This window comes from Lactobacillus sp. M0393 (assembly GCF_016102025.1).
GTDB lineage: Bacteria > Bacillota > Bacilli > Lactobacillales > Lactobacillaceae > Lactobacillus > Lactobacillus melliventris.
Window position 1 is genome coordinate 91212 of record NZ_JACFPK010000004.1, and the last position, 13430, is coordinate 104641.

A 13430-nucleotide genomic window follows, 5' to 3' on the forward strand; every position below is an offset into this window, starting at 1 on the left:
ATTACTCAACGGAAATCAGGAAATTATATACAGGCTGACCGCCATCATGAAGCTCAAACTCAAGGTCATCATGCTTTTTCTTTAATTCATCGACAAGCTTTTGGGCTTCTTTTTTATTAGAATCACGTCCATACATTACAGTGATAATTTCTGAATCTTCATCCAGCATTTTTTCTATCATAGAGGAGGCAGCAACAATTAGATCAGAAGCTGCTACTTTAATATCTCCATCAATTATTCCTAAAAAGTCACCTTGATGAATTGCTATATCATTAATCGTTGTATCACGGTTAGCTTTAGTAACTTCTCCCGAAACAACAGTATCAAGTGCATCAGTCATGTTAGCAACATTGTCATCAAGAGAATCATCCGGATCAAACGAAAGCATCGCCGTCAAACCCTGTGAAATAGTTTTAGTAGGAACTATACCAACAGGAATATCACTAACTTCTGCAGCCTGTTTAGCCGCCATAATAATATTACCGTTATTTGGCATTACAATTGCTTTTTTGGCACCAGATTTTTTGATTGAATCGATAATATCTTGAGTTGAAGGGTTCATAGTTTGTCCACCAGAAATTATCCGGTTAACTCCCTCACTTTCAAACAGCTTTCGAATACCATTACCTGACGCCACGGCAATAACAGCAAAATCAACGCTTTCTTGATTCTCTTCATTGTTATTGACAATAGTTTCATGTTGAATTCGCATATTATCAATCTTTATTTTTCCTAACTGACCAAACTGACTGCCATATGCAAAAACAGCTCCAGGTTGCTCTGTATGAATATGAACCTTTGCTACTTCTTCATCTGAAACAGCTAAAAGAGAATCACCAAGTTTAGACAAATGCTCTCTAAATTCATCTAAATTAAAGGTTTTCTTTGCAGGAACGTCAGCAGTTAAATCAACCATAATTTCAGTACAGTAACCATTAGCAATATCTTTAGTGGAAAGCTGAGATTGGACAGATTGATGATGCATTGCATTAATCATTTCATCCATTTCCCCTTCGTCAGGCTGGTAACGATCAGCAAATTCTTCGCCTAGAAGTCCTTCAAGAAATCCTTCATAAATAAATAAAAGTCCTTGTCCTCCTGAGTCGACTACTCCAACTTGCTTCAAAACCGGTAGTAAGTCAGGAGTTGATTTTAACGCTTTTTTAGCGCCTTCAACAATCGCTTTCATGACTTCTGCAACATCATCGGTTTCATTGGCTTTATTAGCACCTTCCTGAGCACCAATTCGGGCAACAGTCAAAATTGTTCCTTCAACGGGTTTCATGACGCCTTTGTATGCAGTGGCAACTCCATTTGAAAAAGCGTTGGCTAATTCTTGTGCATTAAGTGTTTTCATGCCCTGAGTGGCTTTATAGACCCCTCTAAATAGCTGAGAAGAAATAACTCCACTATTACCTCGAGCTCCCATTAGCATTCCTTTTGCGAGGCTTTCTGTCAAGTCTCCCACGCTGTCACTATTATTTTGAGCAACAGCCTTTGCACCACTTTCAATAGTTAAATTCATATTTGTTCCAGTGTCTCCATCAGGAACCGGGAAAACGTTCAAAGAGTTAATAAACTCTGCATTGCGTCCAAGTCTGTGTGTGGCAACGCGAACCATATCTCTAAATTTTTTACTGTCTATTTCCTTTAAAACCAATATTTTTAACCTCCGCTTGAGTTATTCGTCAAGCACTTTAACACTTTGAACGATGACATTGACAGCTTTAGTTTCAATTCCAAGTTGATTTTTCAAATTGAATTTAACACTATCCTGGACATTGCGGCTTACTTCAGATATTTTTAGACCATAGCCGACAATTATATAGACATCAACTGTAATCCGATTATCTTCAGACCTGACAACGACACCACGTTTATAATTTGCTCGATTTAAAATTCCGTCGAAACCGTCACGGATAGCATTTTTTGAAGCCATGCCAACAACGCCGTAATTGGATGTAGCCGCACTTCCGACAACAGTTGCAATCACTCCGTTTGATATATCAATCAAACCGTTCTTTGTTTTGATTTTTACAGCCATGTTTACCTCCGTATCATTGTTCTCAATATTATGAATCTATTTTATCATAGTAATCAAGTTTAAATACAAAATTCCCTTCATAAAAAATACTTTTGGAGTTGCAATGATCTTAAACTTATGCTATCTTAACTTAGTATGAAAACACAATAAAGGAGGTTTAGCAAATGGCAAAAGACTATATCACTGGCAAAAAGACCACTTTTGGTAACACACGTTCACACGCGTTGAATTCAAACCGTCGTGCGTGGAAGCCAAACCTTCAAAAAGTTCGTATTCTTGTTGATGGCAAACCAAAGCGTGTATGGGTTTCAACTAAGACTTTAAAATCTGGTAAAGTTACCCGTGCCTAAATAAAAAGTTTAAAAAAGCAGAAGAAATCTTCTGCTTTTTTTGTTGCTTAAATATTTTGAAAACGATTAATATCTTTAGACTGGATGACCGCTACTACTCCTCTTGAAAATGAAAGTTCAAATGTATCTTTTTCTGGTAAAAATTCATTGGAGCTAAATGAGACGGGATTTGCACTCCTAAAATTGGCCAAATTATATTTAGCTCCATTTATATTTAAATTCAGTACCTTATTTAAGGTTTCTACTCCAAAATATTGATAACCTAGCTGCCTTTTAACTAAATGTTTTCCAGCATTATAAAATTTAATTGAATTTTGCTGGTCAATAAGTGTTATTTTTTCTGCAAACTGGTTAAATTCGGGCTTAAGAACCATAAATAAATTAGACAAAAAGTGATCCAAGCGTCCACCCGTGGCACCAAAAATAGTCAAATGAGAAACACGGTAATCTAAAAAGGCGCAGCGAATAGCCAGCTCAGCATCAGTCCAATCTTTTTCTGGATTTGAATATCTAATATCAGCAACATTTTTTTCGATTTCTGCTAATTCATTTCTTTTTAGTGAATCAAAATCTCCCTCGGCCACATCTACCTTAATGCCCATTTTTTGTAAAAGAAGCGACCCGCGATCGACACCTATTACTAAATCACCAGTTCTATTAGCTTTTAGAAATTGCTCTTTGAGATCGTCAGGCCATAACTGTTTAGGCGCTCCTAACAGTGCAAAGGATTTCATTGCAGTATGCCTTCTAACTCTGTAATTTGCTTCTTAATACTATTCTGACAAAATAAATAAGAGCCAGCAACGAAGATTTTTGCTCCTGCATCCTTAGCAATTTTAGCAGTTTGTTTGTTAATTCCCCCATCAACTTCAATTGGTACTTTGCCAGCGCTTAAACTAACGGCCTGCTTAATCCTTGAAGAAGATTCCGGAATGAATTCTTGGCCGCCAAAACCGGGATAGACAGTCATTAGTAAAATTTGATCAACTTTACCAAGAAATTTCTGTAAAACAGAAATAGCAGTATCTGGATTAAGAACTAAACCCGCTTTAACATTGTTTTCTTTTAAATAATCCAGCCAATAATTGAGTTTATTCTCATTCATTGCCTCATAGTGAAGTAACACTATCTGTGCACCGGCTTTGACAAAAGCAGGTACCAATACATCAGGGTTATTACTCATTAGGTGAACTTCAACTTCAGTTGTCGGAAAAGTCTTTTTAAAATCAGATACGAGCTGCGGACCAAATGATAAATTTGGCACAAAATGTCCATCCATAATATCGATATGAAAGCGGCTAATGCCGCAATCAATCGCCGTTTGAATATCTTTTTCCAAATTTAGATTATTGATATTTAAAATTGACGGTGCAATCACTATTTTTCTCCTCACTTTAAATACTCGGGCAGCCTGCCGTTTTCTATTTCTTTGCGTATTAACAAATAATCATCATAGCGGCTTTTTTTAATTTTTCCCGCTTCAACTAATCTTTTTACTTCACAACTGGGTTCGTTTAAATGCTGACAACCACGAAACTTACAATTGCTACTGGCTTTTCTAAATTCAATAAAATAATCACATAACTCTTTTACTTTAATTGGCGTAAGGTCAATTGCTGAAAAGCCTGGAGTATCTGCAAGAAAGCCTTTTCCTAAAGGAAAAAGGTTAACTGTTCTGGTGGTATGCTTACCCCGATTCAAGGAATTAGAAATGGCGCCTGTTTCCTGCTTGACGTCACTTTGAAGTGAATTAATTAGAGTGGATTTACCTGCTCCTGATTGTCCTGCAAGAGTCCAGATGTTTTCAGCAGCAATTTCATGAATCAGGTTATTGGCGACCTCTTCTTGGCTATAATAAATTCGATATCCTATAGCGTTATAGTAAAGCAAGTCTTCGTGAATCTTGTTTAGCTTTGAACTACTTAGTAAATCGCTCTTTGATAGGTAAATACTTACAGCAACGCCTTGCCATGAAAAGAAAGTTAAAAAGCGATCCAATAACTGCAAAGAAAAATCGGGTTGAACTGCTGACATTACTAGTAAAACATGATTCACGTTTGCTAAAGCAGGTCGACCAATCAGGTTTTTGCGAGGTAAAACTTCCACCAGGTAATTTGTGCCTTGGTCATCAATTTGGATTTTAACGTGATCACCAACAGTTGGTTTTAATTTATTCTTGCGAAAAACTCCCCTGGCACGAGTTCTTACAATATCATTAGCAGTTTGAACGTCATAAAAGCCTGCAATCAGACCAATAACAATTCCCTGATCCTTTCTAATCATTTTTGACCTTCTCATTTAAAATTACCTGGCCATCGCGTACTACTTTCAGTTGGCCAGGGCCGTCCCTAAGTTCGAATGGGATTGAGAAATTCATATCTTTTTTGATATATAAATCCCGGTAAATATTATCAATTGAGTGATTATCATCCGCAATATATATTTGAACATGATTACCGCGCTTATTATCAGAATCATCTTCATCATTATCTTCGTAGCTAACCGTAAAGTTTTTAATTGCCGTTAAATCGCGTTTCTTTTTTGCTCCTTCTGAAACATTAACAGAAATTGTACTTCCACGAGGAACCTGTGTACCTGCAGCCGGACTCATGGAAATAATCATTCCCTTCTTTACTTTGCTGGAATATGCAGAGCTAACTTGCAGTGTTAAGCCGTGTTTATGTGCAAATTCTTGTGCCTGCTTTAAAGAATAATCTTTTAAATCAGGTAATTTAATCATATGATGCTTCGAACGCGGATTTTTTCCTTTAGATATTACTAACGTAATTGTTGTTTGTTCCGGCTTCACTTCAACGTCGGCAGCAACACTCTGAGAAATGACGTGATCAGGTGGAACACTTGATGAAAATTGATTCTCACGAATCACTTCAAAACCTAATTTTTCAAGTTTTTGGACAGCAATACCATATTCATCACCAGTAACATCAGGTACTTGAACCATACCTGCTCCATCAGAAATATACAGGTCTATATAGCGACCTCGTTTTATTTCCGAGCCAGCAACAGGTGCAGTTTCAATTACTTTGCCACGATCAATACTATCAGAATTTCTATGCTTTATTTTGCCAACCTTTAAGCCAACACTTTCAAGTTTATTTCTAGCTTTCTTCTCACTCAGATTTGTCACATCGGGAACACGGATATCACTATTTTTGTTATTATTGAGCACAAAAAACATCAAGCCAATTATTAAGATGGCTGCAAAGCCTACAAAAAGCCACCACCATTTATATTTACGCAAAGCTTGCGTAAAGCTGGAACGATTCTTGTGATAGTCAGCAGTCTTGTCTTGAGTTCTGTTTTCCGCATCAGTCTTTTCGACTACTCGATTAGGTTTGAAATTCGGCAAAATAATGGTTTCATCATCATTATTGCCATGAGTGGGTTTAAAAACTGGCTCATTAGCCCGACCCGGTTCCAAACTGGTATCAAGGTCATCTTTCATTTCCTTAGCAGAATTATACCGGTCGCGCGGATCTTTAGCTGTTGCTTTTAAAACTACATTCTCCAGTGGTTGCGGAATATTAGGATCTTGTTTTCTGATTGAAGGAATTGGCTCTTGAGCATGTTTTAAAGCAATTGAAACGGCGGAATCGCCATTAAAAGGCACATTTCCTGTAATCAATTCATATAAAATAATCCCCAAAGAATAAATATCAGATTGTTTGGTTACCAGTCCACCTCTAGTTTGCTCAGGGGACATATAATGAACAGATCCGATTGCGGAATTGGTTTGGGTGACAGAATTTTGATTTAAGGCCACAGCAATACCAAAATCGGCAATTTTGATATTGCCATGCTTGTCCATTAAAATATTTTGCGGTTTTAGATCCCGGTGAATAACATTATGCTTATGAGCCAAAGACATTGCACTCAGTATTTGGTCCATGATTTTAATAATATTACCTAAATTCAAGGGTGAATTTGCTCTAATATATTCTTTTAAATCAGGACCATCTACATATTCCATAACCATGTACGGCAGACCATGGTCAGTGCCAACATCCAGAACCATCACTATGTTAGGATGACTTAATTCACTGGTAGCAAGTGCTTCTCTTTGAAAACGGGCCAAGGTCTGAGGTTCTTTTTGTAAATCGAGCCGCAAAATTTTAACGGCGACTTTTCGCTGCAGAATAATATCTTCAGCTAGATAAACATTTGCCATGCCGCCTTCACCTAAAGTATCAATTATACGATAGCGGTCGCCTAACAAATAGCCCTTATTGATCATTGCTTGTCACCACCCTCATTTAGAATTAAACAAGCAGTGATATTGTCCTCACCACCCAAACGATTAGCTTCGTCAATCAGCTTTTGGCAACGACTTTTTAAAGACAAATCTTTTGTCGCAAGTATCTGTTGAATCTGGGGATCACTTAATGAATTAGTTAAGCCATCAGTGCAAAGCAAAATAATATCATTATCATTTAAAGCAATCTGCTTATATTCCGGATCAATTGTGCTGGAAACTCCAAGTGACTGAGTAATGATATTTTTTTGAGGATGATTTCTAGCTTGCTGCTTAGTAATTTGACCTAGTTTAACCAATTCATTGACTAGAGAATGATCTTCTACAAGTTGGACGAATTGGCCATCTGAATAGCCATAGGCCCTTGAATCTCCTAAATGGGCAATTAAAGCTTCATCGTTAAAAACCACAGCCAATACTATTGTTGTCCCCATGCCATTTAAATCTGGAAAACGGTCAGCAGTTCTTAAAATTGTTTCATTCTCATTACTTAGTTGAACGTTCAGCCATTTACGTGCACTGTTTGAATCGTAAAAGTCGGTGACACCAAAATTGTGACCCAAATGACTCACAGCCATAGTCGAAGCCACATCTCCACCTTGATGTCCGCCCATGCCATCACAAACAATAGCCAATAAAGCATTTTTTTTATTTTTAAAAACCTGTACAGAATCCTGGTTGCTCTTGCGTATTCGTCCAATACTAGAAGCAAATGCTGTTTTTATCAAAATCCTAACCTCGCAATTTAAACTTAGCAATAAAAAAGCCATCGCTACCATAACTATCCGGTAAGATTTTAAGCATCCCCTTTGGGGCTTTTAGCTTACCCGCTGTAAAAGGCTGTAATTCATACTCATCATGCCTTTTTAAAAAAGCTTTAACTACGTCTTCGTCTTCTTCTTGGGAGATAGTGCATGTCGAATACACTAATTCTCCATCTTGAATTAATAAGGAACTTACATGATCTAGAATATTTAATTGAATTTGTTGCAATTTAGTTAAGTCATTTAATGTTTTAGTATAACGGATTTCCGGTTTCCGCCTAATAAGACCCAATCCAGAACAAGGAGCGTCCACTAAAATTTTATTAAATTGCTCTTTTTTAAATTCTTGATCTGCTTTTCTAGCATCAAGTGGCTTGACAATTACTTTTGATGCCACATGCATTCTGCTGGCATTCTCTTTAACTAAACGCAGCTTATTTTCATGTATATCAAGGGCGGTAACATGACCCTGGTTCAAATTTTCAGCGATCTGAACAGTTTTACCTCCTGGTGCACTACAGGCATCAAGAACTTCTTCATTACCCTTAAAAGAAAAAGCACTTACCGCCAAACTAGCAGCTTCATCTTGAATTGTCAATCTGCCTTGTTTAAATAAAGCAGTTTTAAAGATTCCTCCATGTGCTAAAATCAGTTCATCTGAAGCAATTTGAGAATCAGCAGGAAGAAATCCTAAATTTGATAACTCTTTTTTGACCGAATTATAATCAGCCAATTTTGAAACTCTCACTGTATTTTTAGACGGTTTATTAATACTAGCTAATATGGCAGCGGTTCTATCTTCACCCCAGTGACTAATCAAGTACTGAACTAACCATTTAGGTGTGCTTTCTTTGACACTAAGATAAAGCGTTTTGTCTTTTTTATCTGGCAAAATTGAGCCTCTTCTTAACAAAGCACGTAAGATACCGTTGACAATTTTAAATCCAGCAGAATGCCTCTTACCGTATTCTTTTGCCAATTTATTAGCCTCATTTAGGACCGCTCTAGCGGGAATGCTGTCCATAAACAAGATTTGGTAAGCAGACAGCAATAATAATGGCCAGAGGTAATCTTCCTTGAGTTCTGTCTTTAATAAATCATGAAGTTGATACTCCAAATAAATTTTTTCTTGTATAGTGCCGTAAACAATTCTGGTTGCTAAATTTTGATCAGCTTGAGTAAGCTTAGCCTCACGCAAACTATTATTAAAACTAATATTTGAATAGGAACCTGAACACAATACACGAATTAAAGTAGACAGAGCCACTGACCGGGCGCTTTTAAGAGCCGACAATTTTATCACCTATAGCAAAGCTTTTTCCTTGTCCGTTTAAAAAGCTTTTTACAGTCATTTTTTTCTTTCCTGCTGGTTGAACCTCAAGTAAATTTAAAACCGTATGATTGGCAAAACTGATAGCAAAACGTTTTTTATTAGCAACTACTGTTCCAGCTGGTAGAGTGGTAGTTTCTGGAGCCACTTCGGCTCGCCATACTTTAAACCTTTTATTATCAACCAGCAAATAAGCTCCGGGAGCGGGATTAAGACCGCGAATCAAGTTGTTGGCTTTCCTCGCAGTCATGCTTATTTTTATTTGTTCCTGCTCTTTGCTGATGTTGGGGGAAAATACTACTTTAGTTTCATCTTGAGCCGTTTTCTTCTGAGGATCTGCAATAATTTGAGGCAAGGTTTGAAGCAACAAGTCACGTCCCAAAAAAGACAATTTTTCAAACACGGTTCCTGCTGTATCATCTTTTTGAATGGCGATTGCTTTTTGAGCATATATGGCACCAGCATCCATTTGCTTAACCATTTCCATAATTGTTACCCCAGTTTGCTTATCTCCGTTGATCAGAGCGTATTGGATGGGCGCCCCACCACGATACTTCGGCAATAATGAACCATGAACATTAACTGCAGCTATTTTAGCTGATTGCAAAAATTTACTAGGTAAAAATTGACCATAAGCAGCAGTGATAATCAAGTCTGCCTGCATCGCTGTTAGTGCAGCTACTTCTTCTGATTTTGCCAAATGAGCAGGTTGAAAAACTGGTAAATTTAATTTTTGGGCTAAAACCTTAACTGGAGACTCAGTAACTTGTTGCTTGCGACCAACTTTTTTGTCAGGTTGAGTAACCACTGCCTTGATTTCATATTTTTCATCTGCAAGCGCCTTTAAAATAGGCACGGCAAATTTAGGTGTTCCTAAAAAAATTATTGATGTCATTAAACATTCCCCTTTACATTATGCGTTCAGGCTCATTATCAATATAGACAGATAAGCCATATTTTTTCATTTTTTGTGCCGAATCTTGGATTTGATGTAACAACTGGTTAAGATTATCTTCTTTTTTATATTTTACCAGTATTTGATAATAATATTTGTTTTTTAGACGAGAAATTGCACTAGGTGTTGGACCTAAAACTATTGTTGCTTGGTGTAATTTTGGCTGTAACCATTTTTTTATCTTAAAAGCCTCTCTGGCAGCATTTTGTTCTTTTTTCGCAGCTACTGAAACCAAAACAGTATAAAAATATGGCGGATAATTACCAGCATGTCTAACACGCATTTCGTATTGATAAAAACGTTCATAATCCTGTGTCTTAGCTAGTTTAACCGCATAATGACCTGGATTAAATGTTTGGATGATTACCTCTCCCTTTTTTTGAGCTCGACCGGCTCGGCCTGCCACTTGAGTGAGTAATTCAAAAGTACGTTCAGAAGCATTATAATCTGGCAGCCAAAGACCTGTGTCAGCATTAACAACTCCTACCAGTGTCACATTAGGAAAATCAAGTCCCTTAGCAATCATTTGCGTGCCCAGCAATATATCAGCTTCATGGTTGCCAAATGCATCCAGAATTTTTTTAAATGCACCCTTTCTTCTTGTAGTATCTACATCCATCCGTAAGACGCGAGTACCTGGTAATAATTGATTTAGTTCTGTCATCACTTTTTGGGTACCAGTTCCCAAAAAACGTATTTTTTTACTTTGACAATTTGGGCATTTTTCAGGAATTGCCGTCGCATAACCACAATAATGGCACTGCATTTTATTTGTATCTTTATGCATAGTCAATGAAAGATCGCAATTAGGACACTTCATGACATAGCCACATTCACGACAAAGCATGAAGTTAGCAAAGCCCCGTCGATTTAACATTAAAATTACCTGCTCATTTTTGGCAATTCTTTGTTTTATTGCGTTAACCATCTCAGTAGAAAGGTCGAACTGTCCACCAGTATAATTTGCCTTTTTTAAATCCACAATGTTAACTTGGGGTAAACTTTGTTTATTAGCACGATGTGGTAACCTCAACAATTGATAAACGCCCTTTTGCGCGCGTGCTCTGCTTCCAAGAGACGGAGTTGCACTGCCTAATATCAGGGGACAAGAATGATACTTACTGCGCCAAATTGCAACATCCCGAGCATGATAGCGCGGATTGTCCTCCTGCTTGTACGATGATTCATGCTCTTCGTCAATCACGATCAAGCCAATATTTTCTAAGGGCGCAAAAACTGCACTTCTGGCACCAACAACTACACGAACTTCATTACGTCGTATGCGGCGCCACTCATCATACATTTCACCTTCAGACAAGCCGCTATGCAAAACAGCAACTTGTTGACCAAATCTGCTTTTGACTTGGTCAACCATTTGTGGAGTTAAAGATATTTCTGGAACCATCATTAAAGCATTTCTGCCCTCTTTTAGCGTAGCGCTGATAGCATTTAAATAGACTTCAGTTTTACCGCTGCCAGTCACACCTTCCAACAAGAAGATACGTGACCTTTTTACTTTAATTGCTGGTACTATATGGTTAAGTGCCTCTTTTTGATCCTTGTTTAGCTTAATTTTTTTAGACTCATCTTTGGAGCGATTATAGTCTGTCAATGGATCACGATATTTTTCAATCTGCTTCTTATTAAGCCAGCCCTTTTTGACAGCATTGGTTAATGAAACTGTATTGAGGTGTGTATTATTTTCAATTTGACTTTGCATTAAAGGAAAATTATTAAAATTTTCGATTAAATACATAATGAGCTGCTTTTGTTTGACAGCATTTTTCCTTAATGACTCGTAGATACTGACATATTCTTTCTTAGTTTTGCATAAAGAATATTCGTTTTCAGTTTTAACCCGGGCTTTATTTTCAACAAGGTATTCCACCTTGGCATCATTTGAACGCAATAATTGACGTATGGCGGCAATTTGCTTATTGTCGGTTATTTTAGTTAAATCCAATGGGTCTCCCTGGAAAAGACCCATTTTTTGCGCCTTTGCAGAATTAGGAACCAAAATTTTACGATAGTTGGCCCGCATAATTCTTGGAAGCATCGTTTTTAAAATTGATATGCGATAAGAATAAATATTATCAGCTAAATCCTTTGACAGCTTTACTAATTCCGAAGTTAGCGGCGCCATTTCATCTACCACTAAAAGTAAATCTTTTAAATTACCCTGATATTGACTTGTTGAACTTAATCCGACCACGAAACCTTGTAATTTGCGTGGACCGAATGGGACAAAGACCCTTGAGCCTATTTCAACTTTACCAAGTTCCTTGGGCACATGATATTCAAAGACTCGATCCGTTTGCTTAGCCGCAACATCAACGATTACTTGTGCAATCATTTAATCACCTTCAAAAAATGACCTCCATCTCTTTTAGGATGGAGGTCATAAATTTTATTAATTACTGATTAACCTCGCGATGATTGGGATCAACGGTAACTTTACCAGCTTCTATTTCTTCTAAAGCCTTACCAACTGGTTTTTGTGATTTGTAGCTTTTTAAAGCTTCAGGATCACCGTCTTCCAATTCATGTGCTCTTTTGGCCGCAAGAACTGATAAAGAATATCTTGAATCAACCTGTGCCAACAATTTATCAATAGATGGATATGTAACTCTCATTTTAGTCCTCCTTAACCATTTTGCGATAAGTATCAATGACACGTTTTACACTAACATGTTCTGCTTCGACAATCGCCTTGATATGATCAACTGCATTGGCAACTGTATCATTAACAACAGCATAATCATAATCCTGCATCACCAGAATTTCTTGACGAGCCTGCTTTATCCGGCCCATAATCACATCTTCTGATTCAGTACCACGATTTTCCAACCTGGTATGTAATGTATGCAAATCAGGTGGCGTGAGAAAAATAAACACTCCATCAGGCATTTCTTGTCTAACTTTTTGGGCACCATTAACGTCAATTTCCAGCAGAACATCTTTACCTTCATCAAGCATTTTTGCAACTGGTGCCTTAGGAGTGCCATAATAATGGTTCACATATTGATTATACTCCAAAAGTTCATTTTGACTGATTGCCTGCTTAAATCGTTCTTCAGTAACAAAAAAATAATCTTTACCATTGATCTCTCCAGGCCGTGGCTGTCTGGTGGTCATGGACACGGAATATTCAAATGGAAAAACTTTATTCTTCACAATTGCACTTTTAACGGTACCCTTACCTACTCCCGAGGGACCCGAAAGGACAAGTAACAAACCTTTTTCTGTCATGCCAAACTCCCTTATGAAAAGCTATTGTATCTAGTTTGCACTAAAATGATAATATTTTCAAGTCATGGTATTTTTAACCAACAAAAAAATTTAAATTTAATACTTGTTTTTTAGAACAGATGTTCTTATAATATAAATTGTCAAACAAATGTTCGATTAAATACAAGGGATGGTTTGATGAAAAACTCACTAAAAAAACTTTGTCACTATTTTTTCGATTATGATGATGAAAAATTAAGTATTTACAGCCAATATAATTATGAAATTTTAGCTGAACTCAATAGAGCTCTACTTGGCCGCTCATATGTGCTAATCAGTTATCAGGACGGAACAAGTGAAATCGGCCAAATTATCAACCGTATTTCTGCAGGGCGCTTTATTTTGCGTTCAGTAAATAAAAAGATTATAAAGATTATTGATATTGATAATATTTTCAGAATTGATCTTGAATAGTCAATTTTACTA

14 protein-coding genes are annotated in these 13430 nt (G+C 37.0%); 2 read left to right on the forward strand and 12 right to left on the reverse strand.

The features are described 5' to 3' along the window. Position 1: 1 nt before the first annotated feature. Both H3R29_RS04085 and H3R29_RS04090 read right to left on the reverse strand, forming a co-directional pair. Positions 2-1660 (reverse strand): DAK2 domain-containing protein, encoded by a 1659-nt coding sequence (locus H3R29_RS04085; RefSeq protein WP_198202148.1) that lies wholly within the window; start codon positions 1658-1660, stop codon positions 2-4. Between the two features lie 21 nt (positions 1661-1681). After that, on the reverse strand, positions 1682-2044 hold the full coding sequence (locus H3R29_RS04090) for an Asp23/Gls24 family envelope stress response protein (RefSeq protein ID WP_046325053.1): 363 nt from the start codon (positions 2042-2044) through the stop codon (positions 1682-1684). 164 nt (positions 2045-2208) lie between these two features. Here H3R29_RS04090 and rpmB point away from each other — a divergent pair, with 164 nt between their 5' ends. Beyond that, the gene (gene rpmB / locus H3R29_RS04095; protein WP_046325054.1) at positions 2209-2394 is read left to right on the forward strand and encodes a 50S ribosomal protein L28; all 186 of its coding nucleotides are present in this window, start codon (positions 2209-2211) and stop codon (positions 2392-2394) included. 47 nt (positions 2395-2441) lie between these two features. Here rpmB and H3R29_RS04100 read toward each other — a convergent pair whose 3' ends face one another. The 10 genes from H3R29_RS04100 to gmk form a co-directional block, all read right to left on the reverse strand. Further along, positions 2442-3128: a thiamine diphosphokinase gene (locus H3R29_RS04100; RefSeq protein WP_198202147.1), complete on the reverse strand. Its 687-nt coding sequence runs from the start codon at positions 3126-3128 to the stop codon at positions 2442-2444. After that, the gene (rpe, locus tag H3R29_RS04105; RefSeq protein ID WP_198202195.1) at positions 3125-3775 is read right to left on the reverse strand and encodes a ribulose-phosphate 3-epimerase; all 651 of its coding nucleotides are present in this window, start codon (positions 3773-3775) and stop codon (positions 3125-3127) included. Before rpe ends, H3R29_RS04100 begins: the two co-directional genes overlap by 4 nt. An 8-nt stretch (positions 3776-3783) precedes the next feature. Then, on the reverse strand, positions 3784-4677 hold the full coding sequence (gene rsgA, locus H3R29_RS04110; protein WP_046325056.1) for a ribosome small subunit-dependent GTPase A: 894 nt from the start codon (positions 4675-4677) through the stop codon (positions 3784-3786). Next, positions 4670-6649, reverse strand: a complete 1980-nt coding sequence (pknB, locus tag H3R29_RS04115; RefSeq protein ID WP_198202146.1) for a Stk1 family PASTA domain-containing Ser/Thr kinase — start codon at positions 6647-6649, stop codon at positions 4670-4672. Before pknB ends, rsgA begins: the two co-directional genes overlap by 8 nt. Then, on the reverse strand, positions 6646-7395 hold the full coding sequence (locus tag H3R29_RS04120) for a Stp1/IreP family PP2C-type Ser/Thr phosphatase (protein WP_110446716.1): 750 nt from the start codon (positions 7393-7395) through the stop codon (positions 6646-6648). The genes pknB and H3R29_RS04120 overlap by 4 nt, the downstream gene beginning before the upstream one ends. A gap of 4 nt (positions 7396-7399) precedes the next feature. After that, complete coding sequence (rsmB, locus tag H3R29_RS04125) at positions 7400-8725, reverse strand: 16S rRNA (cytosine(967)-C(5))-methyltransferase RsmB (RefSeq protein WP_198202145.1); 1326 nt, start codon at positions 8723-8725, stop codon at positions 7400-7402. Continuing rightward, complete coding sequence (gene fmt, locus H3R29_RS04130; RefSeq protein WP_198202144.1) at positions 8712-9656, reverse strand: methionyl-tRNA formyltransferase; 945 nt, start codon at positions 9654-9656, stop codon at positions 8712-8714. Before fmt ends, rsmB begins: the two co-directional genes overlap by 14 nt. Positions 9657-9669: 13 nt before the next feature. Continuing rightward, positions 9670-12069: a primosomal protein N' gene (gene priA / locus H3R29_RS04135; RefSeq protein WP_198202143.1), complete on the reverse strand. Its 2400-nt coding sequence runs from the start codon at positions 12067-12069 to the stop codon at positions 9670-9672. 61 nt (positions 12070-12130) lie between these two features. Then, positions 12131-12349, reverse strand: a complete 219-nt coding sequence (rpoZ, locus tag H3R29_RS04140) for a DNA-directed RNA polymerase subunit omega (RefSeq protein WP_046325061.1) — start codon at positions 12347-12349, stop codon at positions 12131-12133. A gap of 1 nt (position 12350) precedes the next feature. Continuing rightward, a complete protein-coding gene (gene gmk / locus H3R29_RS04145; protein WP_110446233.1) occupies positions 12351-12965 on the reverse strand; it encodes a guanylate kinase in 615 nt (204 codons plus the stop codon). A gap of 177 nt (positions 12966-13142) precedes the next feature. Here gmk and H3R29_RS04150 point away from each other — a divergent pair, with 177 nt between their 5' ends. Beyond that, positions 13143-13418, forward strand: coding sequence for a hypothetical protein (locus tag H3R29_RS04150; RefSeq protein ID WP_046325063.1), 276 nt, complete (start codon positions 13143-13145; stop codon positions 13416-13418). Positions 13419-13430 lie beyond the last annotated feature (12 nt).